This window comes from Anaeromyxobacter oryzisoli (genome assembly GCF_022690765.1).
Taxonomy (GTDB): Bacteria; Myxococcota; Myxococcia; order Myxococcales; family Anaeromyxobacteraceae; genus Anaeromyxobacter; species Anaeromyxobacter oryzisoli.
Window position 1 is genome coordinate 1 of sequence record NZ_JALCZA010000025.1, and the last position, 24,610, is coordinate 24,610.

The following is a 24,610-nucleotide window of genomic DNA, read 5'->3' on the forward strand; positions in this document are numbered from 1 at the left end:
CGGGGCCCCGATGCGCGCGCGCCGGGCCGCCTCCGGCGCCGGTTCCGTCGGTGCGCGGGCGCGTCGCCCGGACCGCGCGCGCGGCGGGCGCTGCCCGGAGAGGGCGCATCGGCGTGCTCCGGGAGCGGGCGCGCGGCTCGCCCGCCGCGCACCGGCGCGGGGATCGCTCGCGGCACCCCGCTTGCTTGGCTGGCCCCGTCGGACGACATCGCTTGGTACACCAACAGTAAGGAAAGGACATCCCGTGACGAACAGGATCTTCTCCGGAGCGCTGCTGATCGCCGCCCTGCTCGCGCCGCAGGCGGGCCGCGCCGACGAGCCGGCCGCCGCCCCGCGCCGCCTCTCGACGCGCGTGAGCGCCGCCTACACCACCGCCTACGTGTCGCGCGGCCGCGTGCTCGAGGCCCGGGGCGGCATCGCCCAGCCGGACGTCGAGGTCGGGCTCGCCCTGCACGAGGGGACCGGCCTCCTCGAGAAGCTGTCGGCCTTCGGCGGCCTCTGGGCGAGCCTCCACGGCGACGACCGCTTCGCCGCGCCGGGCAGCTCGACGCGCGCCTGGTACGAGTTCGACAGCTACGCCGGCGTGTCGGCCGCGTTCGCGGGCGGCGTCACCTCGACCCTCTCCTACTGGTCGATCGTCAGCCCGAGCGACGCCTTCCGGAACTTCCAGTACGTGGAGCTGAAGGTCGGCTACGACGACGGACCGCGCTGGGGGACCCCGGGCGGCTTCTCGATCTCGCCGTCCGCGAAGCTCATCGTGCCCGTCCACAACACCGCCGGCACCGGGACGAGGAAGGGCCAGTACCTCGAGCTCGGCGTCGCGCCCGGCTACACACTCGCGGCGGGCAGCGCCTACCCGGTGCGGCTCTCGGTCCCCGTCGCCGTCGGGCTCGGCTTCGACGGCTTCTACGCGAAGGACGCGGACGGCGTCGCGCCGTACGCGGCGGGCGCGAGCGAGTCGTTCGGCTTCGCGTCCGCCGGCCTCGCGGCGAGCGTGCCGCTCGCGTTCGCGAGCGACGCGGGGGTGGGGAAGTGGAGCCTCTCCGCCTCGGCCACCTATTACCGCTTCGGCGACGGCGTGAAGGACTTCAACCGGCTCGCCGTCGCGACGACGAGCAAGGACGGGACGGTCGCCGGCTCCGTCGGCCTCGCCGCCGCGTTCTGACCGCCGAGCGCACCGCCGGCCAGACGATCGGCCCGGTGCGCCCTGCGCGGTTCTCGTGCGAGCCGGCCCGGCCGCGCGGCAGCTCGCGATGGCCCGCCTTCTGCACGACCGGATGCCCGCCAGATGGATTGCACGATCTCCGAGCCGATCGGCGCGACGCCGGCGCGGCGCTGCCCGCTCATCGAGCAGCGGCGCCCGGAATCCGGGCTCCGCGCCGGGGCGGGGCGGATCGAGACGGCGCAGGTGGACGGCGCGAGCGCGCTCGTGGCGTGCGCCGCGGCGAGCCCGCTCCAGCTCCTCTCGCCCTCCCCGCGCGGCCGCTGCGCCTGGGTCGTCCAGGCGAGCCACGGCGGCGGCCTCGTCGCGGGGGACGACGTGTCGCTCGACGTCGCGGTGGGGGCGGGCTCGACCGCCCTCCTCTCCACGCAGGCGGGGACGAAGGTCTACCGCTCGCGCGGCGCGGTCTCGTCCCAGCGGCTCACCGCCCGGATCGCCTCGAACGGCGTGCTCGCGGTGCTCCCGCAGCCGGTGAGCTGCTTCGCCGGCGCGCGCTTCCACCAGGACCAGCGGTTCGCCCTCGCCCCCGGCGCGAGCCTCCTCTGGCTCGACGCGCTGGTGGCGGGCCGCGTCGCGCGGGGCGAGCGCTGGGCCTTCGACGCCTACCGCGCGCGGGTCGAGATCGCGATCGCCGGCCGGACGGTGCTGGCCGACGCGCTCCGGCTCGTGCCCGGCGAGGGCCCGCCCGTGCCCCGCCGCCTCGAGGGCGTGGACTTCCTCGCGACCGTCGTCGCGCTCGGCCCCGCCGTCGCGCCGCACGCCGCGGCCCTGCGCGACGCCCTCGCCGCCGCGCCGGCCGACGGCGACGCGCCGGTCCTGGCCGCGGCGAGCCCGCTCGCGGACGGCGTCCTGCTGCGCGTCGCGAGCCGGAGCGCCGAGGCCGGCCTCGCCTTCGTCCGCCGGCGCCTCGCGTTCGTCGAGGCGGTCGCCGGCGCGGATCCCTTCGCCCGCATCCCCTGAGATCGGAGACCCGATGCACCTCAGCCCCAGAGAGCTCGACAAGCTCACCCTCCACCAGGCCGGGTTCCTCGCGCAGAAGCGGCTCGCGCGCGGGGTCCGGCTCAACCATCCCGAGGCGATCGCCCTGGTCGCCACCCAGCTCCTCGAGCTCGCCCGCGACGGCCGGCGGGTCGCCGAGCTCATGGACGTCGGCCGGCGGATGCTCGGCCGGCGGCAGGTCCTCGCCGGCGTCCCCGAGCTCGTCACGGAGGTGCAGGTGGAGGCGACCTTCCCCGACGGCACGAAGCTCGTCACGGTCCACCACCCCATCGCGGCCGAACACGGCGACCTCGCCCTCGCGCTCTACGGGTCCTTCCTGCCCGTCCCGCCCCTCTCGGCGTTCCCGGAGCTCCCCCCCGCCGATCCCGAGGAGGCGATCCCGGGCGAGGTGCTGCCCGCGCCGGGCGAGCTCGTGCTGAACGCGGGGCGGGAGGCGATCACGCTCTCCGTCACGAACCTCGCCGACCGGCCGGTGCAGGTCGGGAGCCACTACCACTTCGCGGAGGCGAACCCGCTCCTGCGCTTCGACCGCGCCCGCGCCTACGGCCGCCGCCTCGACGTGCCGGCGGGCATGGCGGTCCGCTTCGAGCCCGGAGAGACGCGCACGGTGGCGCTCGTGGAGATCGCGGGGCGCCGGATCGTGAAGGGCGGGAACGCCCTCGCGACCGGGCCGGTCACGGAGGAGGGCCGCACCGCGGTCGTCGCCGCGGCGAAGGCGCGGGGCTTCGCGCACGAGGAGGAGGAGCGATGACGCGGCGGATGGACCGGCGGCAGTACGCGCAGGTGTACGGCCCGACCACGGGCGACCGGGTCCGGCTCGGCGACACCGCGCTCGTGCTGGAGGTCGAGCGCGACCTCACGGTGTACGGCGACGAGTGCGTGTTCGGCGGGGGCAAGGTCCTGCGCGACGGCATGGGGCAGGCCGCCGGCGCGCCGGCCGGCGAGGTGCTCGACCTCGTCATCACGAACGCGCTCGTGCTCGACCACGTCGGCGTCACCAAGGCGGACGTGGGGATCCGGGGCGGCCGGATCGTCGCCCTCGGCAAGGCGGGCAACCCCGACGCGATGGCGGGCGTGACCCCGGGGATGGTGATCGGGCCCGGCACGGAGTGCGTCGCGGGCGAGGGGCTCGTCCTCACCGCGGGCGGCATCGACACGCACGTCCACTTCATCTCCCCGCAGCAGGCGTACGAGGCGATCTCGAGCGGCGTCACGACGATGGTCGGCGGCGGCACCGGCCCGGCCACGGGGACGAACGCGACGACCTGCACGCCCGGCGCGCGGCACGTCGCGCTCATGCTCCAGGCCGCCGACGCCCTGCCGGTGAACGTGGGGCTGCTCGGCAAGGGGAACAGCGCCTCGCCGGAGGGGCTCGCCGAGCAGCTCCGCGCCGGGGCGATGGGGCTGAAGCTCCACGAGGACTGGGGGACCACCCCGGCGGCCATCGACACCTGCCTGCGGATTGCCGATCAGCTCGACGTGCAGGTCGCGATCCACACCGACACCCTCAACGAGGCCGGCTGCGCCGAGCACTCCATCGCGGCCTTCGCCGGCCGCACCATCCACACCTTCCACACCGAGGGGGCGGGCGGCGGACACGCGCCGGACATCATCCGGGTGTGCGGCGAGCCGAACGTCCTCCCCTCCTCGACCAACCCGACGCGCCCCTTCACCGTGAACACCGTCGACGAGCACCTCGACATGCTCATGGTCTGCCACCACCTCGATCCCTCGCTCCCGGAGGACCTCGCCTTCGCGGAGAGCCGGATCCGCGGCGAGACCATCGCGGCCGAGGACGTCCTGCACGACCTCGGCGCGATCTCGATGATGAGCTCGGACGCACAGGCGATGGGGCGTGTCGGCGAGGTGATCACGCGCACCTGGCAGACCGCCGACAAGATGAAGCGCCAGCGCGGGCGGCTCCCGGAGGAGCGCGGCGACAACGACAACGTCCGCATCCGGCGCTACCTCGCGAAGTACACCATCAACCCGGCCATCGCCCACGGCATGGCCGACGAGATCGGCTCGGTCGAGCCGGGCAAGCTCGCCGACCTGGTGCTCTGGCGCCCCGCGCTCTTCGGGGCGAAGCCGGAGCTCGTGCTGAAGGGCGGGCTCATCGCCTGGGCGCAGATGGGCGATCCCAACGCCTCCATCCCGACCCCGGAGCCGGTCCTGGCGCGCCCGATGTTCGGGGCGTTCGGCCGCGCCGTCGGGGCGACCAGCGTCGCGTTCGTGTCGCGCGCCGCCCTCGAGGACGGCGCGGTGCACGGATACGGCCTCTCGAAGCGGCTCGTCGCGGTGCACGGGTGCCGGCACCTCGGCAAGCGGGACATGAAGCTCAACGACGCGCTGCCGAAGATGGAGGTGGACCCGGAGACCTACGAGGTCCGCGCCGACGGCGTGCTGCTCCGCTGCGAGCCCGCCGCCCGCCTCCCCCTCGCCCAGCGCTACTTCCTGTTTTGACGCCCGCTGCATCGAGGCGACGACCGTGACCCCGTGGTCCCTCTGGCAGCTCGCCGACTCGGCCCTCCCCACCGGCGGCTTCGCGCACTCCGGCGGGCTCGAGGCGGCGGTGCAGCTCGGGCGGTGCCGCGGCGCCGCGGGGCTGGACCGCCTGGTCGAGGAGGCGCTCTGGCAGGCGGGGACGCTCGCGCTCCCGTTCGTCGTGGCGGCGCTGCGCGCGCCGGAGCGGCTCGCCGAGCTCGACGCCCGCTGCGACGCCGCGATCCCCGGGCACGTCGCCAACCGGGCGAGCCGCGCCCAGGGCCGGGCGCTGCTCCGGGCGGCGCGCGCCTTCGGCCCCGCGGCCGAGGCCCTCGAGGACGAGGTGCGCCGCGACGGGCTCGCGGGCCACCTCGCCCCGGCGTGCGGGGCGCTCCTGGGCCGGCTCGGCGTCGCCGAGGAGGACGCCGCCCGGCTCCACCTCTACTGGGTCGCGCGCGGGATCGTCTCGGCGGGGGTGCGGCTCGGGCTCGTCGGACCGCTCGAGGCGCAGGCCACCCTGCTCCGCGCCAGCGCCGTCGCCGAGGCGGTCCGCGCCGCCACCGCCGGGCGCTCGCCCGAGGAGGCCGCCGCCTCCTCCCCGCTCCTCGACCTCGTGCAGTCCCACCAGGACCGCCTCTACTCGAGGCTCTTCCAGAGCTGACCATGAACGGACTCTCGCTCCACTCCGGCAACGATCACGGCAACGAGCACGGCCACGATCACAGCCCCGATCACGCCCCCGGCCCGGGCTCCTTCCACGACCGCGACCGCGACGGCGCGCGCCGGCGCGACGCGCTCTCGCGGCGCGCCTTCACCGTCGGCGTCGGCGGGCCCGTCGGGAGCGGCAAGACCGCCCTCGTCCTCGCGCTCTGCCAGGCGCTGCGCGACACGCGCTCGCTCGCGGTGGTGACGAACGACATCTTCACCCGCGAGGACGCCGAGTTCCTCGTCCGCAACCAGGCCCTGCCGCCCGAGCGGATCCGCGCCGTCGAGACGGGCGGGTGCCCGCACGCCGCGATCCGCGAGGACATCACCGCGAACCTCCTCGCCCTCGAGGAGCTCACCGCGGCGCACCACCCCGAGATCCTCTTCTGCGAGTCGGGCGGGGACAACCTCGCCGCGCACTTCAGCCGCGAGCTCGCCGACTACACGATCTACGTCATCGACGTCGCCGGCGGCGACAAGGTGCCGCGCAAGGGCGGGCCGGGCATCACGCAGGCGGATCTCCTGGTGGTGAACAAGACCGACCTCGCCCAGGCCGTCGGCGCCGACCTCGACGTGATGGCCCGCGACGCGGCGCGGATGCGCGGGGACGGCCCGGTGGTGTTCGCGCAGGTCACGCGCGGCGTGGGCGTCGCCGACATCGCCGCCCACGTCCTGCACGCGCACGCGCACGCGGTGGGCGCGCTGCACTGATCGGCGCCGATCGAGCGCCGGCGCCCCGGGGGGCCCGCCGATCGCGGGGGGGGCGGGCGCCCGGGCGGGCCGGGCGAGCGGGTGACCACGCCTGAGCCGGCGCCGGCCGCGCCCGCGGCCGCTACCCTCGGCACGGGAGGCTCACATGACCGGAAGCTGCGAGGTGTGCGGGAACCAGTACGACAAGGCGTTCGAGGTCGTCGCCGCGGGGTCGCACCACGTGTTCGACAGCTTCGAGTGCGCCATCCAGGCGCTCGCGCCGCACTGCGAGCACTGCGGCTGTCACGTCATCGGGCACGGCGTCGAGGCGAAGGGCGCGTTCTACTGCTCCGCCCACTGCGCCCACGCCGCGGGCGTGAAGGAGCTCATGGATCGGGCGTAGAGCCGTCCGCGACGCGGTGACGATCGACGACCGGGGTGGCGGGACCGCGCCGGCGCCGGGCCGCGGGTGCTCACCGCTCGCGTCGAGCTCGAGGAGCGCCCGTGCCCGTCGTCACGCGAGGACGACCCCGGTGAGCGGGTGGACGCCGAGCGCGCGGTTCTTGCGGACCGCGTCGAGGTAGCGCGCGTCCTCCGCGAAGGTGGTCGGGTGGATCACCGGGACCGGCTGCGGCACGAGCGCGTCGTCCACGTTCACGAAGGTGAACAGGCAGGAGTTGGACAGCGCCTTCGCGGTCCGGTCGCGGCTGATGCGCTCGATGCTCGCCTGGACCGAGACCGCGCAGTGGCCGGAGTAGACGATCCGGCTCGTGTAGTGGAGCATGTCCCCGAGCCGCACCGGGTGGAAGAAGTTGATCCGGTTCACCGCGGCGATGATCGGGCGGTCGGGGGCGATGCGGTACGCCGAGATCGAGCACAGCTCGTACGCGCGGCGGATCAGGTACCCGCCGAAGATCTTCCGCGGGACGTTCTCCTGCTCGGGGTACATCCGCTCCCACGAGTCCGTCACGAAGTTCCGCGCGAGCTTCCCCTCGAAGTCCGGCGCCTGCTGCGCCTCGTGCAGCGCGGCGAGCTCGTCGAACTCCTCGCGCGTCGGCGGCTCGTGCGCGGCGGCCTCGGCGATCCGCAGGACCTCGCGCTTGTGGATGGCCTTCTCGGCCCGGTGCCGCTCGCGCTCGTCCACCACCTCGAGCGGCGGGACGGGCAGGCTCCGCTCCTCGTGGATGGAGCGCGCCACCATCGTGAAGTAGCAGGACGCGACGTGCACCGGCGGGGCGCCCGCCTGCTCGATGCGGATCCCCACCTCCATCGAGGTCCGGCCGACGTAGTTGATCCGCGCGAGGAAGACGAGATCGCGCGTCACGTCGGCGGCGGCGCGCACGATGACGTTGTCGATGGCCGCGGTCACCACCCGCGCCGCCGGGTGGTGCCGGCGCACGTAGTCGAGCGCCGTCTCCTCCGCGAGCTTGTCGAGCACCTCGAGGAGGAGCCCGAAGCGGAGGTTCCCCTGGAGCGGCACGTCCATCACCATGAACCGCCGGCGGAGCGCGGGATCCGAGCCGAGCGGCAGCGTGTGCTGGCGCGACGTGTCGAGGGGTCGGGTCATGACCCCGATCCAGTAGTCAACCGCCGGGCGGCGCGCCAGCCACACCTCGGGGCGGGCGCTCGGCTTCGACGCGCAGGCGTGCGGCGGCACGCACGTGCGCTCCGCCGCGGAGCTCGGCATGACACGCATCGTGAAGTCCGACGACGACGAGGGGAAGGACGGCGAGCGGCTCCACCGGAAGGTCGCGCGCGACGAGGGGTGAAGAAGGGAGCGGCGCTCCTGCAAGCGCGGCGGAGCTCCTCGAAGACGTCCTCCCGTGATCCGACCGCGCGTTCGCCCGGGGACGGCGCGCCTTCTCGAAGACACGCCTTGGCGGGTGCCAGAACGGTCCGCAGGCCGCGCAAGACGCACACGCACCTCTTGCGCGCAGAGCCTGCGGCGCCGGCCCCAGTCGCTTCGAAGCCTCGTCGCCGTTTCCCGGAGAATTCAGCGGTTAGCGCCGCGAACGCGCTCGTTCACGACGCGTCGCGTGGTCACGCATGCAGTGCGCGCACCAGTCCCCAGGATGCGGACTTCGATCGTCAAGAACGCGATTCTGCGGCGGTTTGGCACGATTGCCCCTTGCGCGACACGGGCGCGATGTGCGAGCGATGAAGGCACCGAGGCCATCGTGTAGTTGCGAGGCCCACGGCCCCAGGACACCTGCAGTTGGCTGATCGCCGCGTCCCTGCTTCTCGGGACGCACTGACCGACCGCTTCTCTTGCCTCTGGACGTGACAGGCGCGGAGCAACGATGAACATCCTCGTCCTCAACTGCGGCAGCTCCTCGGCGAAGTTCGCGGTCATCGACTCCTCCTCCGGCGAGGAGCTCCTCTCCGGGATCGCCCAGCGGCTCGGGTCCCCGAACGCTTCCCTCGACTGGAAGCACGCCGGCCAGAAGCACTCGAAGGTCCTCCACCACGCGGAGCACGACGCCGCGCTGCGCGAGGTCGGCGAGCTGCTCGACGAGCTCGGGCTCGTGGACAAGATCGCCGGCGTCGGGCACCGCGTGGTGCACGGCGGCGCCCGGTTCTCCGGCTCGATCCCGATCACGCCGGAGGTGATCGCGAAGATCCGCGAGTGCATCCCCCTCGGCCCCCTCCACAACCCGCCGAACCTCCTCGGCATCGCCATCGCCCAGGAGCTCTTCCCGACGCTGCCCCAGGTCGCGGTCTTCGACACGGCCTTCCACCAGACGATGCCGCCGCGCGCGTACCTCTACGCGGTGCCGTACGAGTGGTTCGAGAAGTACGAGGTGCGGCGGTACGGGTTCCACGGCACGAGCCACCGCTACGTCTCGCAGCAGGCCGTGAAGCAGCTCGGCCTCGACCCGGACGACCACGCCATCGTCACGGCGCACCTCGGCAACGGCTGCTCCCTCGCCGCGGTCCGCGACGGCGAGAGCCAGGACACCACCATGGGCCTCACGCCGCTCGACGGCGTGGTGATGGGCACGCGGAGCGGCTCCATCGACCCGTCGATCATCGCGCACATGAAGAAGGCGCTGGGCTGCTCGGCCGACCAGGTGATGGACGCGCTCAACAAGCGCTCCGGCCTCCTCGGCATCTCCGGGCTCAGCAACGACATGCGCACGCTCCAGGAGGCGGCGGAGCAGGGGCACGTGCGCGCGGCGCTCGCCATCGAACTGTTCTGCTACTCCGTCGCGAAGGCGGCGGCCAAGATGATGGTCTCGCTCGGCCGGGTGGACGCCCTCGTCTTCACCGGCGGCATCGGCGAGAACGCGGTCCAGGTGCGCGCCCGCATCGTGGACCTCCTCGGGTTCGCCGGGTTCGCCCTCGACCCGCACGTGAACGCCACGCACGGCCGCGCCCAGCGCGGCCGCATCACGCGGACCACGAGCCCCATGGCGGCGGTCATCCCGACCAACGAGGAGCTCATGATCGCCCTCGACACCGCCGAGAGCGTCTCCAGCGCCGAGAAGAGCACCGCGGCCGCCTGAACCCCGCTCCCGGGAGACCTCGCCCATGCCCCACACCCTCCTCGTCGCGCCCGCCGGTCGCCAGGTGGGCCTCACCAGCGCGTGCCTCGGCCTCGTCCGCGCCCTCGACCGCGAAGGGATCCGCGTCGCCTTCGCCAAGCCCGTCGCCGCGCGCGGCGAGGACCGCTCGGCGGCGCTCCTCGCCCACGGCGCGAACCTCCGCCCGCCCGCGCCCCTCGCGCGCGCCGTCGCCGAGGAGCTCCTCGCCGCGGGCGACGACCAGACCCTCCTCGAGCAGATCGTGGCGCTCTGCAGCCGCGCCGCGCAGGGCGCGGACGTCCTCGTCGTCGAGGGGCTCGCCCCGGAGCCGGGCTCCGTCTACGCCACGCGCGTGAACGCGCTCATGCTGAAGGCGCTCGACGCCGAGCTCGTCCTCGTCGCCTCGCCGCGCGGCGAGACGCCGGCGGAGCTGGCGAGCGCCGTCGCGATCGCGGCCCACGGCGCCGGCGTCCCGCAGGGGCGCGCCAGCTGCATCCTCAACCGCGTCGTCGCCGGCGGGGCCGCCGCGGAGGCGCGGCGCCCCGGGCTCGACGCCGCCGCCGGGGACGTCGGCGAGGACGTCCTCGCCGCCTACCGCGCCGCCCTCGAGGCCGAGCACCTCCGGCCGGTGGCGGTGGTCCCCTGGCGCGCGGAGCTCGCGGCCCCGCGGGTGAAGGACCTCGCCCGGGCCCTCGGCGCGCGGGTGCTGCACGCGGGCGACGCCGACCGCCGCCGGATCCGCCGGGTCGCCGTCTGCGCGATGACCGTGCCGAACGCGCTGCGCGCCTTCGTCCCCGGCGCGCTCGTCATCACGCCCGGCGACCGGAGCGACGTCCTCCTCGCCGCCTCGCTCGCGGTCCTCGGCGGCACCCCGCTCGCCGGGATCCTGCTCACCGGCGGCCTCGAGCCCGACCCGCGCGTGCTCGACCTCTGCCAGGCCGCGCTCCGGACCGGCCTCCCGCTCCTCGCGGTGGACCAGGACAGCTACCCCGCCGCGAGCGCGGTCGCGGCGATGGACCCGCGGATGGCGGCCGACGACGCCGAGCGCGCCGAGCTCGTGATGAACGCCGTCGCGGACCGGGTGGACGCGGAGTGGACCCGGGCGTTCGCGCGGCCGCGGAGCGTCCGGCGCCTGTCGCCCCCCGCCTTCCGGCACCGCCTGGTCGAGGCGGCCCGCGCCGCGAACCGGCGCATCGTGCTGCCCGAGGGCGCGGAGCCCCGGACCGTCGCGGCGGCCGCGACCGTGGCGGAGCGCGGGATCGCCCGCTGCGTGCTCCTCGGGGCCGAGGACGAGATCCGCGAGGTCGCGCGGAAGCAGGGCGTCACCCTCCCCGCGTCGCTCGAGCTCCTCGACCCGGCCCGGCTCGCCCCCCGCTACGTGCAGCCGCTCGTCGAGCGGCGCAAGGCCAAGGGGATGACCCCCGAGCAGGCGGCCGCCGAGCTCGGCGACTCGATCATGGTGGGCACCATGATGATGGCCCTCGACGAGGCGGACGGCCTCGTCTCGGGGGCGGTCCACACCACGGCGCACACGATCCGCCCCGCGCTGCAGCTCATCAAGACGGTCCCCGGCTGCGACCTCGTGTCGAGCGTCTTCTTCATGTGCCTGCCCGAGCAGGTGCTCGTCTTCGGGGACTGCGCGGTGAACCCGAACCCCACGGCCGAGCAGCTCGCCGACATCGCGATCCAGAGCGCCGACTCGGCGAAGGCGTTCGGGATCGAGCCGCGCGTCGCGATGCTGTCGTACTCGACGGGCACGAGCGGCGGCGGCCAGGACGTCGAGAAGGTGAAGCGAGCGACCGAGCGCGCGCGCGCGGCGCGGCCGGAGCTCGCCGTGGACGGCCCGCTGCAGTACGACGCGGCGATCGTGCCGGAGGTGGGCCGCCAGAAGGCGCCGAAGTCCGACGTCGCCGGGCGCGCCACCGTGTTCGTGTTCCCCGACCTCAACACCGGCAACGTCACCTACAAGGCGGTCCAGCGGAGCGCCAACGTGGTGAGCATCGGGCCGATGCTGCAGGGGCTCGCGAAGCCCGTGAACGACCTCTCCCGCGGCTGCCTCGTCGAGGACATCGTCTTCACGATCGCCCTCACCGCGATCCAGGCGCAGCAGCGCGCCCGGCGCTGATCCGGCGGTCCCCCGCGGCGGCGCGGCGGCGTCCCCCGGTCGGGACCGCCCGCCCGCCCGTGGCGGGCCGTTCCGGGCGACCTTCCTGGTCCATGCCGCCCGGCCCGCCGGGGAGTAGCGCTCCCTTCTCCCGCGCGCGTGCGTGCGCGCGGGGTCGCCCGAGGAGCGCCGATGATCCGCCAGGACGTCCTCCAGCAGTTCCCCGAGCTGTTCGGGAAGAAGCAGGTGAACGGCCGCGAGGTGGACGTGGACGAGACGATCGCCACGCTCACCCGCGAGCTGCGCCCCGAGATCGCCGCGGTGCTCGGCGCCCGCCGGGCGCTGCTCGAGTCCTCCGCGCCCGTCCGCGAGAAGTACGCCTGGCCGCGGTGGGACGAGGCGTTCGAGGATCCGGTGACGGGGACGCCCCGGACCTTCCGCGAGATCGTCCAGGGGATGATCGACAACTTCCTGGGGCGCGACACGCCCCTGCGCTGGCGCCTCAACGACGAGGTGCCCATCCCCGCCGACGTCCACCCGTCGCGGAACCCCGGCCTCGAGCTCACCGGGCCGTGGTCCCCGCTCGACATGGCGTTCAACGCGCTGAACAGCCCCGCGCCCATGAACATGCCGGACTTCGAGGACGCCTCGCCGCCGCACTTCCAGCCCGACGGCACGCCCGCGAACCAGCCGGTGGGGATCTTCGCGGCGCTCCGCAACGCGAAGGACATCTTCGAGGGGCGCTGGGCCGGCAAGCCGTACGAGGTCGTGAAGAAGGGGAAGACGCGCGCCTACCGGATCGACCAGCCGCCGGCGCGGTGGCCGACGCGGCTCGCGCGGCCGCCGAGCCTCCACGTCCTGTACGACCACGTGACCGTGGACGGCACGCCCGCCCCGGGGCTCGTCGTCGTCACCGTCCTCTGGACGCTGAACGACCTCGACGCCCTCGCCCGCGCCGGCACCGGCGTCTACTTCTACGTCCCCAAGCTCCAGACCCCGCGCGAGGCCCTCGTCGTCGAGCGGCTCCTCTCGCGCCTCGAGGCGATCGTCGGGGTCCCGGCCGGCACCCTCAAGATCAAGATGCTCTACGAGGAGGGGAACGCCGGCCGCGCCCTGCCCGCCATCGCGTGGGTGCTGCGGCGCCGGCTGCTCGGCACGAACGTGGGGCGGTGGGACTACCTCGGGAGCCTCATCGAGATGTGGAAGGACGATCCGCGCGGCGTCTTCCCGGACCCGCAGACGATCGGGATGGCCACCCCGGGGATGATCGCCTACCAGCGCTACAACGCCCTCGTCATGCTGATGGCCGGCATGAAGGACGGCGCGCTCGAGAACGCGGCGCCCATCGGCGGGATGGCGGCGGTGATGATCTACCAGCCGGGCGATCCCTACGGCCGCGCGCGCTACAACCCGCTCGCGCTCCGCGCGATGGTCATCGACAAGCTGCGGGAGCGGCTGCTCGGCCTCATGTTCGTCCCCGACGCGCCGCTGCCCGCCGGGGCGCGGCCCACGCTCGAGGAGATCCTCGCCGGCCGGGTGAAGGGGCGCCTCCACGACGCCTACCGGCAGAGCTGGGTGGCGAGCCCGGAGGCGGAGTACGTCGCCGCCGGCAACGCGCCGCTCCGCGCCGGGCTCGAGGCGCTCCAGGCGATGGTGGACGCGCCGCGGGCCACCGCGGACGTGAAGGGGAGGCCGGTGCCGACGGTGGCGAGCGGCCTCGCCGACGAGGAGCGGAGGCTGTTCGAGGCGCGCGCGCTCCTCGACGCGAAGGGGCGGATCACCCCCGCCGTCCTCGTGCGGGAGTCGCTCGACGCGCCGGAGAAGCTCCTCACCCCCGAGCGCTGGGAGGCGATCTACGGCGTGCCGAAGGGGGACGTCACCATCGAGCACGTCCAGCACGCCTTCTACATGGCGGCGAACTACGGCTTCCAGATCCTGAACGGCAACTTCGCGGCGGCGATCGACGACTACGAGCTGAAGCTCCGCTTCATGAACGACCTCGCCACCTACCGGATCAACGTGTCCTGGCTCTGGGCCCTGGTCCATCACCAGGCCGCGATCACGCGGGACGGCCACCTCCTGCGCCAGGCCCTCACCGAGGACGGCGTCGTGCTCGGCGCCCCCGCCGAGCCGATCGCCGCCGGGACGCGCTTCACCCGCGAGCTGTTCGAGAAGGTCTGGGCCTACCACGACGAGTGGACGGCGGCGTTCTTCGCCGAGCTCGACCGCCGCGGAGAGCCCGGCCGCTTCGACCGCGCGAAGGCCCCGGTCATCATGGAGCTGCTCCGGCGCCAGCTCCTCTCGCCCCGGTACGTCCAGCACAGCGCCCGGGTCCTGTTCGTGATCGGGCAGGCGGGGGCGGCGGAGCGCGGCCCGCTCCTCGACGCGATCTTCGACCTCTCCCGCCCCGAGCTCGTCGCGCGCGTCCACGCCGGGACGATGGAGCCGCGCGCCCTCGCGGCGCACGACTACGTCCTCGACGTGTTCGAGGGGGCGGAGCGGTCCTAGCTCGCGGTGGCCAGCCCCGCCTCGTTGACCCAGCGCGCCGCGCCGCCGCAGTCGCGGGCGACGATCTCGGCCGTCTCCACGGCGATCTGGAGCTCCTCGTTGGTCGGGATCACCGCGGCCATCGGGCTCGTCGAGCGCGTGATCCGGCCCCCGAGCGGCTTCCCATGCGCCTCGTTCGCCCGCGCGTCGAGGGCGAAGCCGGCGAAGCCGAGCAGCCCCACGATCTGCGCGCGCACCCGGACGGCGTTCTGGCCGATGCCGCCGGTGAAGACGAGGGCGTCCACCCGGCCGAGCGACACGATCATGCCCGCCACGTTCTTGGCGACGGAGTAGCAGAACTTGTCGATGGCGAGCGCGGCGCGCTCGTGCCCCGCCTTCGCCGCGTCCTGCAGCGTGAGCATGTCCTTCGAGAGGCCGGAGACGCCGAGCAGCCCGGAGTCGCGGTTGAGGTGCTCGAGCACCTCGTCGGCGCTGCACCCGAGGGCCTTCTTCATGTGCGCGACGATCGACGGGTCGATCGCGCCGCTGCGGGTGTCCATCACCACGCCGTCCACCGGGGTGAGGCCCATGGTGGTGTCCATGCTCACGCCGTTGCGGACCGCGGCGAGGGAGCAGCCGTTGCCGAGGTGCGCCGTGACGATGGCGTGGTCGTCCGGGTCGAGGCCGAGCTGCTTCACGGCCTGCTGCGAGACGTACTGGTGGCTGATCCCGTGGAACCCGTACCGCCGCACCTCGTACTTCTCGAACCACTCGTACGGCACCGCGTAGAGGTACGCGCGCGGCGGCATCGTCTGGTGGAAGGCCGTGTCGAAGACCGCGACCTGCGGCAGCTTTGGGAAGCGCTCCTGCGCGAGCTCGATGCCGCGGACGTTGGACGGGTTGTGGAGGGGGCCGAGGGGGATGCACTCGCGGATCTTCGCGACCACCTCGGGCGTGATGAACATCGAGCCGGAGAACTTCGCGCCGCCGTGCACCACGCGGTGGCCGATCCCCAGGAGCCGATCGGCGAGCCCCTCCTCGTGGAGCAGGTCGAAGACGGCGTGGAGCGCGCCGTCCCGGTCGTCGCCGCGCACCCCCCGGAGCGCCCGCGCCTCCCGGCGCCCCTCGAGCGTGTACTCGAGGGTCGCCTCGGCCGCGGGGCTGACCTGGACGATGCCGGAGATGTGCTCGTGGCCGTTGGAGGAGTGGACGACCGCGAACTTGGTCGACGCGCTGCCGCAGTTGAGGACGAGGATGTTCATGGCGTGCGTGTGGCCGCCGCGGGGAGCGCCGGGGCGGGACACCTACACTCGCACTTCGGCGGGCGAGGGCGCAAGCGGTCCGCGCCCGGATCGCCCCGGGGCCCGCCGCCCCGCCGCGGGCGGATCGCCCGACCGCCCGGGCAGTCGCCCGCCCGCGCGGCGACCGTCAGCGGCGGCTGATCGGCTTGTACCGGATGCGCCGGGGCTTCGCCCCCTCCTCCCCGAGCCGCCGCCGCTTGTCCGCCTCGTACTCCTGGTAGTTGCCCGTGAAGAAGGTCCAGCGCGAGTCGCCCTCGGCCGCGAGGATGTGCGTGGCGATCCGGTCGAGGAACCAGCGGTCGTGCGAGATCACCAGCACGCTCCCGGCGTACTCGAGGAGCGCGTCCTCCAGGGCGCGGAGGGTCTCGACGTCGAGGTCGTTCGAGGGCTCGTCGAGGAGCAGCACGTTGCCGCCCGTCATCAGGGTCTTCGCGAGGTGGAGCCGGCCGCGCTCGCCGCCGGAGAGCGTCCCGACCACCTTCTGCTGGTCGGTCCCCTTGAAGTTGAACCGGCCGATGTACGCCCGGCTCGGCATCTCGAACCGTCCGACCTGGATCTGGTCGCGGCCGCCGGAGATCTCGTCGAACACGGTCTTCTCGCTCGAGAGGTTCTCGCGGCTCTGGTCCACGAAGGCGAGCTTCACCGACTTGCCGACGGTGACCTCGCCGGCGTCGGGCCGCTCGTCGCCCGTGATGAGCTTGAAGAGGGTGGACTTGCCGGCGCCGTTCGGGCCGATGACGCCGACGATGGCGCCCGGCGGGACGATGAACGAGAGGTCGTCGATCAGGAGCCGGTCGCCGAAGCCCTTGCTGACGCCCTCGAACCTGATCACCTGGTCCCCGAGCCGCTCCGCGACCGGGATGAAGATCTCCCGCGTCTCGTTCCGCCGCTGGTACTCGACCGAGGACAGCTCCTCGAACCGGGAGAGGCGCGCCTTGCTCTTCGCCTGACGGGCCTTCGGGCTCTGGCGGACCCACTCGAGCTCGAGCTTCATCGCCTTGACGCGGGCGCTCTCCTGCTTCGCCTCGAGCTCGAGCCGCTGCTCCTTCTGGTCGAGCCAGGACGAGTAGTTCCCCTTCCACGGGATCCCGCGGCCGCGGTCGAGCTCGAGGATCCACTCGGCGGCGTTGTCGAGGAAGTAGCGGTCGTGGGTGACCGCGACGACCGTGCCGGGGAAGCGGGTGAGGAACTGCTCGAGCCACTCGACCGACTCCGCGTCGAGGTGGTTCGTCGGCTCGTCGAGCAGCAGCATGTCCGGCTTGGAGAGGAGGAGCTTGCAGAGCGCGACGCGGCGCTTCTCGCCGCCCGAGAGGTGCTCGATCACCGCGTCCCAGGGCGGGAGGCGCAGGGCGTCGGCGGCGATCTCGAGCGCGGTGCCGGTGTCCGCCCCGGCGTTCGCGATGATCGCCTCGAGCCGGGCCTGCTCCTCCGCGAGCTTCTCCATGTCGGCGTCGGGCTCGGCGTACGCGGCGTAGACCGCCTCGAGCCGGCGCTGGGCGTCCGCCACCTCGCCCATCGCCGACTCGACCTCCTCGCGGACGGTCCGGCGCCCCTCGAGCTTCGGCTCCTGGGGCAGGTAGCCGATCCGGATGCCCGCCTGGCGCTGCAGCTCCCCCTCGAACTCCTCGTCCACGCCGGCCATGATCCGCAGCACGGTGGACTTGCCGGCGCCGTTCAGGCCGAGGAGGCCGATCTTGGCGCCCTGGAAGAAGGAGAGGGAGATGTCCTTGATGATCTGCCGCTTGGGCGGGACGACCTTGCTCACGCGGAGCATCGACATCACGTACTGGGGCATGGCGCTCGAGGTGGGGTTGGAGTGAGGGGCGGGAGCCTACCCGAAAACCGGCGCGGCACCGAACATGGCGATCGCGCGCGCGCCACGCCCGCCGCGCCGGGTGTACGCTCGGCCCCCCGCATGCCGCCGCCGTGCCGCTTCGACGCCGCCTACTTCCGCCGCTACTACGAGGGGGCCGGCCGCACCCACTCGCCGCGTGAGATCGCGCGGCTCGCGAGCGGCGTCTACGGCCTCGGCGCCTGGCTCGGCGTGGAGCTCGCCTCGGTCCTCGACGTCGGGGCCGGGACCGGGATCTGGCGCGGCTGGTTCCGGCGCCACCGGCCCGGCGTGCGCTACCGCTCGATCGACGTGTCGCCGTACGCGTGCGCGCGCTACGGGCACGAGCGGCGCGACATCTCCCGGTGGCGGGCGCGCGAGCGCTTCGATCTGGTGATCTGCCACAGCGTGCTCCAGTACCTCGACGCCGCCGCCGCCGAGCGCGCCCTCGCCAACATCGGCGCGATGTGCCGCGGGCTGCTCTACCTCGAGGCCGTCACCCGGGCCGACGTCGCGATCCTGGATCTCGAGAAGACCGACACGATCATGCACCTCCGCTCGGGCGCCTGGTACCGCGCCCGGCTCGCGAAGGACTTCGTCCAGGTCGGCGCCGGGCTCTGGGCGGCGCGCCGGAGCGGGATCCGGCTCTACGAGCTGGAGGGGCCGGGCCCGGTCCCCTCGAGCTCCCTGAGGCGCCGGGTGAGCTCCTTCTCCCGCAGGTAACGCTTCGTCACCTCGCGGATGATCGCGACGGGGCCGAGGATCTCGCCGGCGGGCCCCTTCAGCATCTGGATGGTGAACTCGATGGAGATCGTCCGGCCGTCCTTCGTCGTCGCGGGGACGGCGAGCAGGTCCCCCGCCCCGTACCGCGAGACGCCCGTCTCCATCGTCCGCGAGTAGCCGGCCCAGTGGCGCGCCCGCAGGCGCTCCGGGATGATGAGCTCCATCGAGCGGCCGATCGCCTCCTCGGCGGTGAAGCCGAAGATCGACCGGGCGCCCGCGTTCCACAGCCGGATGATCCCCTCGCGATCCCCCAAGATGATCGCGTCCGGACTGCCTTCGACGATCTGCCGGTAGAGCGGCTCGAGGTCCATGGGGCGATCCGATGCGAGAGGCCGGCCAGCGGACGACCCGCGACGATCCGCGAGATTCCGCGTGCGGCCTGCCGCCGGGCACCGAGCCGTGGGTGCCCCGCCCCCGAAGATCCGATGAGCCGGCGAGCGTGCCGCCACGAACACGCGCCGGGAAGCACGAGCGCGGCCGCCTCGCCCGGGATGGCGGACGGCCGCGCTGGGGGCCACCCCTCGCGGGGGCGTGCTCCCCGCCGGGACGGCGGGCGCCGCTAGCGCTTGCCCATCACCGGGTTCGAGTCCGGGTGGCAGGTCACGCAGTTCGTGACGCCGAGGCTGTTCGTGAGCCGGACCTGGTCGGGCGTGGGCGGCGGCGGCGGATCGATGTGGCAGTGGACGCACTCGGCGTAGAGCTCGGGCGGCGGTCCGTAGATCGGCACGTACCGCTGCCCGGGCACCAGCCGGTTCAGGATGATCGCCGCCATCTTCCCCACGTCGCCGGTGATCTTCCCGCAGCGGGTCTTCCGGTCGGTGGACGACGACAGCTTGCCGGAGGCCTTGCACCAGCTCGACACCGAGACGTGACAGAGGGGCGAGGCGGACACGCTCTGCGCCTGGTTCGGATAGCGGCGCTTCGGGTCGAGGTAGTCCATCTCGCGCGAGGGCAGCGCCGCCTCCTGGTACCAGCGCAGGAGGTCCCCGCCCATCTCGACCTCGTAGGCGGGGGAGGCGAGGGCGAAGATCGGCAGGGCGCCGGCGAGCGCGCCGCAGAGCGTCCCCGTCTCGACGCAGCCGGTCTTGCCCCACTTGAACATCTCGAGCGGCAGCATCTCCCAGGGCGAGCCCGGGCCGAGGCCGCGCTTGATCTCGCCGAGGAGCGCCCCCGCGACGCCGTAGGCGCAGCCGTAGTTGGTGCTCCGGTACGGGTCGTTCGTCCAGTAGCCGAAGTAGCCGGCGTCACGGACGGCGTCCGGGTTCAGCACCGGGATCGGCCACGCGCCAGCGGGCGGCGTCACCGCCTGGGCCCGCGCCGGCGCCCCGAGCGCCGCGGCGACCGACCCCGCCGCCATCGCGCCGCCCGCGCCGCTGAGGAAGGCCCGCCTGGAGAGACCTGCGTTCGGCTGCTTGGACATGGCTACCTCCGGAGAAGCTCGCGCGTTCCGCGAAGTCAGACGACCGTGACGTGCACGGCGCAGCCCATGCACGGATCGAAGGAGTGGATCACCCGGTAGAGCTCGACGGGCTGGCTCCGGTCGGCGATCTGCACGCCGACCAGGGCCTGCTCGATGGGGCCCGGCGCCTCGCGATCGTCGCGTGGCGAGGCGTTCCAGGAGGTGGGGGTGATGATGCGGTAGCCCGTGACCTTGCCGCCGGCGTACTCGACCCAGTGCGCGAGCGCCCCGCGCGGCGCCTCCGAGAGGGCGTAGCCGCTCCCCGAGGTCGGCATCGCCGTCACCGGCCGGTAGCCGCTCCCGTCGAGCGCGAGCCCGCCGAGCCACTCCCGCATCGCGACGGCGACCTTCTCGGTCTCGTACGCCTTCGCGAGGAGCCGATCCATCACCGACAGGCCGCCGCGGTAGTTGCCGCTGATCACCATCCGGGCGAGCGGGCCGACCTGGTAGACCTGGCCGTCGAGCCGCGGCGCCTTCACCCAGGAGTACGCGCCGGGCTTGTCCAGGCTCGGCGCCGCGCCCGCGCGCCCGGCCCGGCCCTGCCCGCCGCCGTAGTAGGAGTGCTTCACCGACTCGCCGATCGCGGCGACGTCCGCGCCCGTGAGGGGGAAGACGTGCCGCTCCGCGCCGCGGTCCGCCACCGGGGAGCGGCCGCGCCCCGTGTACTTCCCCGCCTCGAAGAGCTGGCCGCCGGCGCCGTCCGGGAAGGCGCCGAAGGAGAGCAGGCTCGGCGGGCCTCCGCCGATCTCGAAGTACTCCGGGTAGACCTGCGCGACGCGCATCACGTCGGGGATGTAGACGTCCTCGACGAAGGGGATGAGCTCGTCGAGGTACCGCCCGAACTCGGCCACGTTCTCGGCGGTCGGCTGCTGCGTGACCCCGCCGGGCGCGTAGGTCATGACGTGCGGCAGCTTCCCCGCGAAGAGCGCGCCCATCTCCTGGGCCATCTTCCGCATCTCGAGGGCGACGACGTAGTGGTCGGCGAAGACGTCGGCGTCCGCCTGGGAGAAGCGCTGGTCCACGGCGAACGCCGGCGTGAACGGCGGCATCGACGGTCCGTGCACGTAGTCGAGGAGCGCGAGGTGGTAGAAGTGGAGGAGGTGGTCGGAGACGAGCCCCGCCCCCTGCACGAGGTTGCGCAGGAGCACGGCGTTCCCCGAGACCTCCACCCCGAACGCCCGCTCGACCGCCTCGACCGCGGTGCGCGCGTGGGGGATGGGGCAGACCCCGCAGATCCGCTGCGTGAGGTGGATCGCGTCCCGGGGATCGCGGCCGAGCATGATGCTCTCGAAGCCGCGGAACATCGTGCCGGACGCCCACGCGGCGATCACCCTCCCCGTGTCGCTGACGTCCACCTGCAGGCTGAGGTGCCCCTCGACCCGCGTCACCGGCGCAACCGTGATCCGCTTCGACATGGTCGTGACCCTCGTCGCGCTAGGTGTAGCTGCCGGTCGGCGTCAGCGGCGACACCGGAAAGTCCGGCATCGCGCAGCCGATGCAGGGGTGACCGGCGGCCGCGCACCAGTTCCGGCCGTTGTTCCACTTGTGCCGCGGGCACATCGCGGTGGTCACCTTCCCGCGGCAGCCGAGGTCGAGCAGGCACCCGGGCTCGCCGAACGCCGTCGCCTTCGGGAGGTGCTTGCGCGGGCAGGTGAAGTGGACGGTGTGCGGGAAGCAGGTGGCGGGCCGGCCGTCGGCGTCGAGCTTGTACGCGCCCCCGGCGAGCACCCCGATGACGACCTGGAAGAGCTGCTCCGGCGGCGCGGGGCAGCCCGGGACGTTGATCACGGGCCGCGCGAGCCTCCCGGCGAGGACGTCGCCGAGCGGGCGAACGCCGGTGGGGTTCGCGCCCGCCCCCGCGACGCCCTTGTACGACGCGCAGGTGCCGAGCGCGATGACGCGGGCGGCCCGCGGGCCGAGGTCGTTCACCGCGTCGAGCAGGGTGATCGGCACGCCGCCGCGCTCGCCGATGACGCAGTAGCGCCCGCCCGCGGCGGTGGGGACGCCGCCCTCGACGACGAGGATGAACCTCCCCTGGTTCGCCCGCGCCGCGTCGTCCATCGTCCGGATCGCGAGCTCCGCGCCGGCCGCCATGACGAGGCTGTCGTACTTCGTCGAGACGTGGTTCACGACGAGGTCGCCGAAGGTCGTGGGCGTCACCGCGTTCAGGGCGGCGATGGAGCACCCCGAGCAGCTCGACCCGTGCAGCCAGATGAGCGGCGGCGAGGACTCCGCCGCGAGGGCCTGGTTCAGCCGGGAGAGGCCGAGCTCCGAGAGCCCCAGCGCCGCCGCGGACCGGCCGGTCCACTTCAGGAAGTCGCGCCTCGTGAACATGCGGTCCCTCTCCTTCCGCTGCACGCACGGCTTTGACGAGTCGAAGCGTAGGACCGCCCTCGCGCGCGCGTCGATGTGTGTCTATCGGGCCCATGTCGTCGTTTACCTACCGTCAATGCCGTGATCCGGTTCACCGAATCGGGTTTGACGATGCGGAAACCCGTGCCGTGGCGAGGGAATACCGCCGCGCCGGACCGGCGCGCCCCCCGGCGGGTGCCGGCGGCCCCGTGAGACGATAGACCGCGGGTCGCAGATCAATCCTGGCGCGGGTGAACTAGAGCGATTGATCGCGCGCAGCGCATCGTGGCGCCCGCACGTGCCACAACCTTCGAGGCCTTCCATCCAAGCAAGGAGTGTCGCGATGGCCGTGAAGAGGATCCTCGCCGCGCTGGTGCTGCTGCTCCTCGGAGCCGCCGCCCCCGCAGGCGCCCAGGAGATCAAGCTCGGCGTGCTGCCCCGCCTCTCCGCCACGGAGCTCAACGTCATGTTCCGGCCGCTCGCCGACCACCTCGGCCGCGCGACCGGCCGGAAGGTCACGCTCGTCATCGCCAGGGACTTCGACACGTTCCAGAAGCAGGTGCGGGACGGCGAGCTCGACCTCGCGTTCGCGAACCCGCTCGTCTACGCGCAGCTCAAGAAGGAGCGCGACCTCGTGCCGCTCGGCCTCGGGGCGGAGAAGAAGGGCGGCACGAAGTTCCGCGGCGTGATCATCGTCCGGAAGGACAGCGGCTTCTCCAGCGTCGCCGCGCTCCGGGGGAAGCGGCTCATCTTCGTCGACGCCGACTCGCTCGGCGGCTACATCTCGCAGGCGCTCCTCCTGAAGAAGCAGGGGCTCGACCTGAAGCGCGACTTCGTGCTGCTCCCGTTCGCGAAGAAGCACGACAACGTGACGATGGCCGTCTTCAACCGGGCCGCCGACGCGGGCGGGATCCGGGAGGACGACCTCGAGAAGATGAAGGGGAAGATCGACCTCGGGCAGATCAAGGTCCTCGCCTACACCGACTCGTACCCCAACTGGCCGCTGTTCTCGACGCCGCGCCTCCGTGCCGCGGATCGCGAGACCGTGCGCGCGGCGCTCCTCGCGCTGCGGCCGGGCGATCCGGTGCTCCAGGCCGCGAAGCTCACGGTGTTCGCGCCGGTGAGCGACAAGGACTACGACGCGCTCCGCGAGGCGGCGCGCACGGTCGGAGCGCTCTAGGGCGAGCGAGCGCCGGCGACGTCGACGACGCCGAGGAGGTCCCATGCGAAAGCTGATGCGGAGGTGGCGACTCGGGACGAAGGTGACCGCGGGGGTGATCCTCGTGCTCGCCCTCGTCTTCGCGGCGGTGATCGGGATGATCTCCGCGAGCGAGCGCTCCGTCTTCGAGCAGCAGCTCTCGAGCAAGGGCGAGAACCTCGCGCGCCTCGTCGCCAGCATCTCCCTCGACCCGATCCTCTCCTACAACTTCGACTACCTCGAGACCTACGCGAAGGAGATCGGCAAGGACCCCGACGCCGCCTACGTCGTGGTGCTCGACCAGGCCGGCAACCCCCTCACCCACGCCTACGAGGAGCCGAAGGACAAGGCGGGGATCATGGCGTTCTCGGCCGACGTGAAGCAGGGCGACGAGGTGCGCGGCTCGGTGCGGCTCGGCCTGCGCACCGCCGCCATCGAGGCGGGCATCCGCCGCTCGCGGATGCTCGTGAGCGGCCTCGGGGTCGGGGCCCTCGTGCTCGTCGCCGCCCTGATCCTGCTGCTCTTCCGCGCCATCGTGCTCGGGGGCGTGGAGAGGCTGCGCGGGAGCCTCGCGCGCGTCGCGGACGGCGACATCGGGATCGAGGTCGACACCGACGGCGCGGACGAGGTGGCCCTCGTGAACCAGTCCCTCGACGAGACGGTGGAGCGGCTCCGCGTCGTGGTCGGCGAGGTGAAGACGGCCGCGGACGCGGTCTCAGTCGCGAGCCAGGCGATGGCGTCGAGCACCGTCCAGATGAGCCAGGGCGCCGCCGAGCAGGCCTCCTCGTCGGAGGAGGCGTCCACCTCGATCGAGGAGATGACGAGCACGATCCGGCAGACCGCGGAGAACGCCGGGCAGACGGAGCGGATCGCGACCCGGACCGCCGACGACGCCCGCGAGGGCGGCCGGGTGGTCGCGGAGACCGCGGCGGCGATGCGCGCGATCGCCGAGCGGATCACCATCATCGACGAGATCGCCTACCAGACGAACCTGCTCGCCCTGAACGCCAGCATCGAGGCGGCGCGCGCGGGCCAGCACGGGCGCGGGTTCGCGGTGGTCGCGGCGGAGGTGAGGAAGCTCGCCGAGCGCAGCCAGGTCGCCTCGAAGGAGATCGGCGATCTCTCCAGGACGAGCGTCCAGCTCGCCGAGCGCGCGGGCGCGGTCCTGGAGAGGATCGTGCCGGACATCCAGCACACCGCGACGCTGGTCGGCGAGATCACCGCCGCCACGCGCCAGCAGAGCACCGGGACCGAGCAGCTCGGCCGCGCGATCCAGCAGCTCGATCGCGTCACCCAGCAGAACGCCGCGTCCGCGGAGGAGCTCTCGGCGACGGCGGAGGAGCTGGCCGCCCAGTCGCGGTCGCTCCAGAGCAGCGTCGCCTTCTTCCACGGCGCGGAGCTGCTGGCCGAGCCTCCACGCGCGCCGCGCGACGGCGCGCCCGCGGCCCGGGCGGGCTGACGTCGCGCCGGC

At 73.4% G+C, this 24,610-nt stretch carries 21 protein-coding genes; 14 read left to right on the forward strand and 7 right to left on the reverse strand.

Going from position 1 to position 24,610, the window contains the following annotated elements:
• Positions 1 to 244 precede the first annotated feature (244 nt).
• The 7 genes from MNZ27_RS10030 (at position 245) to MNZ27_RS10060 (ending at position 6,503) form a co-directional block, all read left to right on the forward strand.
• The gene (locus MNZ27_RS10030) at positions 245 to 1,165 is read left to right on the forward strand and encodes a hypothetical protein (RefSeq protein WP_242393909.1); all 921 of its coding nucleotides are present in this window, start codon (positions 245 to 247) and stop codon (positions 1,163 to 1,165) included.
• 123 nt (positions 1,166 to 1,288) lie between these two features.
• Complete coding sequence (locus MNZ27_RS10035) at positions 1,289 to 2,182, forward strand: urease accessory protein UreD (protein ID WP_242393910.1); 894 nt, start codon at positions 1,289 to 1,291, stop codon at positions 2,180 to 2,182.
• A 13-nt stretch (positions 2,183 to 2,195) separates the two neighbouring features.
• The gene (locus tag MNZ27_RS10040; RefSeq protein WP_242393911.1) at positions 2,196 to 2,972 is read left to right on the forward strand and encodes an urease subunit gamma; all 777 of its coding nucleotides are present in this window, start codon (positions 2,196 to 2,198) and stop codon (positions 2,970 to 2,972) included.
• Entirely contained in the window at positions 2,969 to 4,684 is a 1,716-nt protein-coding gene (ureC, locus tag MNZ27_RS10045; RefSeq protein WP_242393912.1) for an urease subunit alpha, read from the forward strand. The genes MNZ27_RS10040 and ureC overlap by 4 nt, the downstream gene beginning before the upstream one ends.
• Positions 4,685 to 4,709: 25 nt before the next feature.
• On the forward strand, positions 4,710 to 5,366 hold the full coding sequence (locus tag MNZ27_RS10050; protein WP_242393913.1) for an urease accessory protein UreF: 657 nt from the start codon (positions 4,710 to 4,712) through the stop codon (positions 5,364 to 5,366).
• Between the two features lie 2 nt (positions 5,367 to 5,368).
• On the forward strand, positions 5,369 to 6,121 hold the full coding sequence (gene ureG / locus MNZ27_RS10055) for an urease accessory protein UreG (protein WP_242393914.1): 753 nt from the start codon (positions 5,369 to 5,371) through the stop codon (positions 6,119 to 6,121).
• A gap of 145 nt (positions 6,122 to 6,266) precedes the next feature.
• A complete protein-coding gene (locus tag MNZ27_RS10060; RefSeq protein WP_242393915.1) occupies positions 6,267 to 6,503 on the forward strand; it encodes a hypothetical protein in 237 nt (78 codons plus the stop codon).
• A 111-nt stretch (positions 6,504 to 6,614) separates the two neighbouring features.
• On the opposite strand, the gene MNZ27_RS10065 is transcribed toward MNZ27_RS10060, so the two are convergent.
• The gene (locus MNZ27_RS10065) at positions 6,615 to 7,667 is read right to left on the reverse strand and encodes an acyl-CoA thioesterase (RefSeq protein ID WP_242393916.1); all 1,053 of its coding nucleotides are present in this window, start codon (positions 7,665 to 7,667) and stop codon (positions 6,615 to 6,617) included.
• Between the two features lie 94 nt (positions 7,668 to 7,761).
• Between MNZ27_RS10065 and MNZ27_RS10070 the strand changes: the two genes are divergently transcribed.
• The 4 genes from MNZ27_RS10070 (at position 7,762) to MNZ27_RS10085 (ending at position 14,236) form a co-directional block, all read left to right on the forward strand.
• Positions 7,762 to 7,869, forward strand: coding sequence for a hypothetical protein (locus MNZ27_RS10070; protein WP_242393917.1), 108 nt, complete (start codon positions 7,762 to 7,764; stop codon positions 7,867 to 7,869).
• Positions 7,870 to 8,400: 531 nt separating this feature from the next.
• Positions 8,401 to 9,606, forward strand: coding sequence for an acetate/propionate family kinase (locus tag MNZ27_RS10075; protein WP_242393918.1), 1,206 nt, complete (start codon positions 8,401 to 8,403; stop codon positions 9,604 to 9,606).
• A 25-nt stretch (positions 9,607 to 9,631) separates the two neighbouring features.
• On the forward strand, positions 9,632 to 11,749 hold the full coding sequence (gene pta / locus MNZ27_RS10080) for a phosphate acetyltransferase (protein WP_242393919.1): 2,118 nt from the start codon (positions 9,632 to 9,634) through the stop codon (positions 11,747 to 11,749).
• A gap of 171 nt (positions 11,750 to 11,920) precedes the next feature.
• Positions 11,921 to 14,236 (forward strand): aldolase/citrate lyase/malate synthase family protein, encoded by a 2,316-nt coding sequence (locus MNZ27_RS10085; RefSeq protein WP_242393920.1) that lies wholly within the window; start codon positions 11,921 to 11,923, stop codon positions 14,234 to 14,236.
• On the opposite strand, the gene MNZ27_RS10090 is transcribed toward MNZ27_RS10085, so the two are convergent.
• Both MNZ27_RS10090 and ettA read right to left on the reverse strand, forming a co-directional pair.
• On the reverse strand, positions 14,233 to 15,477 hold the full coding sequence (locus tag MNZ27_RS10090) for an acetate/propionate family kinase (protein ID WP_242393921.1): 1,245 nt from the start codon (positions 15,475 to 15,477) through the stop codon (positions 14,233 to 14,235). The two genes, MNZ27_RS10085 and MNZ27_RS10090, sit on opposite strands and share 4 nt — an antisense overlap.
• A gap of 166 nt (positions 15,478 to 15,643) precedes the next feature.
• Complete coding sequence (ettA, locus tag MNZ27_RS10095) at positions 15,644 to 17,311, reverse strand: energy-dependent translational throttle protein EttA (protein WP_242393922.1); 1,668 nt, start codon at positions 17,309 to 17,311, stop codon at positions 15,644 to 15,646.
• Between the two features lie 120 nt (positions 17,312 to 17,431).
• Here ettA and MNZ27_RS10100 point away from each other — a divergent pair, with 120 nt between their 5' ends.
• A complete protein-coding gene (locus tag MNZ27_RS10100; RefSeq protein ID WP_242393923.1) occupies positions 17,432 to 18,070 on the forward strand; it encodes a class I SAM-dependent methyltransferase in 639 nt (212 codons plus the stop codon).
• On the opposite strand, the gene MNZ27_RS10105 is transcribed toward MNZ27_RS10100, so the two are convergent.
• The 4 genes from MNZ27_RS10105 to MNZ27_RS10120 all read right to left on the reverse strand — a co-directional run bounded on the left by MNZ27_RS10105 (position 17,995) and on the right by MNZ27_RS10120 (position 21,947).
• A complete protein-coding gene (locus MNZ27_RS10105; RefSeq protein ID WP_242393924.1) occupies positions 17,995 to 18,441 on the reverse strand; it encodes a PAS domain S-box protein in 447 nt (148 codons plus the stop codon). The genes MNZ27_RS10100 and MNZ27_RS10105 overlap by 76 nt on opposite strands.
• A gap of 248 nt (positions 18,442 to 18,689) precedes the next feature.
• The gene (locus MNZ27_RS10110; RefSeq protein WP_242393925.1) at positions 18,690 to 19,550 is read right to left on the reverse strand and encodes a C-GCAxxG-C-C family (seleno)protein; all 861 of its coding nucleotides are present in this window, start codon (positions 19,548 to 19,550) and stop codon (positions 18,690 to 18,692) included.
• A gap of 35 nt (positions 19,551 to 19,585) precedes the next feature.
• Positions 19,586 to 21,004 carry a nickel-dependent hydrogenase large subunit gene (locus MNZ27_RS10115; RefSeq protein ID WP_242393926.1) on the reverse strand — a complete coding sequence of 473 codons (1,419 nt, stop codon included), beginning with the start codon at positions 21,002 to 21,004 and terminating at the stop codon, positions 19,586 to 19,588.
• A 19-nt stretch (positions 21,005 to 21,023) separates the two neighbouring features.
• Positions 21,024 to 21,947, reverse strand: a complete 924-nt coding sequence (locus MNZ27_RS10120; protein ID WP_308197943.1) for a hydrogenase small subunit — start codon at positions 21,945 to 21,947, stop codon at positions 21,024 to 21,026.
• A gap of 337 nt (positions 21,948 to 22,284) precedes the next feature.
• Between MNZ27_RS10120 and MNZ27_RS10125 the strand changes: the two genes are divergently transcribed.
• On the forward strand, positions 22,285 to 23,121 hold the full coding sequence (locus MNZ27_RS10125; protein WP_242393928.1) for a phosphate/phosphite/phosphonate ABC transporter substrate-binding protein: 837 nt from the start codon (positions 22,285 to 22,287) through the stop codon (positions 23,119 to 23,121).
• A 43-nt stretch (positions 23,122 to 23,164) separates the two neighbouring features.
• Positions 23,165 to 24,598 (forward strand): methyl-accepting chemotaxis protein, encoded by a 1,434-nt coding sequence (locus MNZ27_RS10130; RefSeq protein WP_242393929.1) that lies wholly within the window; start codon positions 23,165 to 23,167, stop codon positions 24,596 to 24,598.
• The last annotated feature ends 12 nt before the right edge of the window (positions 24,599 to 24,610 follow it).

Excerpts from the sequence above, each read along its gene's own strand:
- MNZ27_RS10035 (WP_242393910.1), top strand. The coding sequence starts at position 1,289 with ATGGATTGCACGATCTCCGAGCCGATCGGCGCGACGCCGGCGCGGCGC.
- MNZ27_RS10040 (WP_242393911.1), top strand. The coding sequence starts at position 2,196 with ATGCACCTCAGCCCCAGAGAGCTCGACAAGCTCACCCTCCACCAGGCC.
- ureC (WP_242393912.1), top strand. The coding sequence starts at position 2,969 with ATGACGCGGCGGATGGACCGGCGGCAGTACGCGCAGGTGTACGGCCCG.
- ureG (WP_242393914.1), top strand. The coding sequence starts at position 5,369 with ATGAACGGACTCTCGCTCCACTCCGGCAACGATCACGGCAACGAGCAC.
- MNZ27_RS10060 (WP_242393915.1), top strand. The coding sequence starts at position 6,267 with ATGACCGGAAGCTGCGAGGTGTGCGGGAACCAGTACGACAAGGCGTTC.
- MNZ27_RS10065 (WP_242393916.1), bottom strand. The coding sequence starts at position 7,667 with ATGACCCGACCCCTCGACACGTCGCGCCAGCACACGCTGCCGCTCGGC.
- MNZ27_RS10075 (WP_242393918.1), top strand. The coding sequence starts at position 8,401 with ATGAACATCCTCGTCCTCAACTGCGGCAGCTCCTCGGCGAAGTTCGCG.
- pta (WP_242393919.1), top strand. The coding sequence starts at position 9,632 with ATGCCCCACACCCTCCTCGTCGCGCCCGCCGGTCGCCAGGTGGGCCTC.
- MNZ27_RS10085 (WP_242393920.1), top strand. The coding sequence starts at position 11,921 with ATGATCCGCCAGGACGTCCTCCAGCAGTTCCCCGAGCTGTTCGGGAAG.
- MNZ27_RS10090 (WP_242393921.1), bottom strand. The coding sequence starts at position 15,477 with ATGAACATCCTCGTCCTCAACTGCGGCAGCGCGTCGACCAAGTTCGCG.
- ettA (WP_242393922.1), bottom strand. The coding sequence starts at position 17,311 with ATGCCCCAGTACGTGATGTCGATGCTCCGCGTGAGCAAGGTCGTCCCG.
- MNZ27_RS10100 (WP_242393923.1), top strand. The coding sequence starts at position 17,432 with ATGCCGCCGCCGTGCCGCTTCGACGCCGCCTACTTCCGCCGCTACTAC.
- MNZ27_RS10105 (WP_242393924.1), bottom strand. The coding sequence starts at position 18,441 with ATGGACCTCGAGCCGCTCTACCGGCAGATCGTCGAAGGCAGTCCGGAC.
- MNZ27_RS10110 (WP_242393925.1), bottom strand. The coding sequence starts at position 19,550 with ATGTCCAAGCAGCCGAACGCAGGTCTCTCCAGGCGGGCCTTCCTCAGC.
- MNZ27_RS10115 (WP_242393926.1), bottom strand. The coding sequence starts at position 21,004 with ATGTCGAAGCGGATCACGGTTGCGCCGGTGACGCGGGTCGAGGGGCAC.
- MNZ27_RS10125 (WP_242393928.1), top strand. The coding sequence starts at position 22,285 with ATGGCCGTGAAGAGGATCCTCGCCGCGCTGGTGCTGCTGCTCCTCGGA.
- MNZ27_RS10130 (WP_242393929.1), top strand. The coding sequence starts at position 23,165 with ATGCGAAAGCTGATGCGGAGGTGGCGACTCGGGACGAAGGTGACCGCG.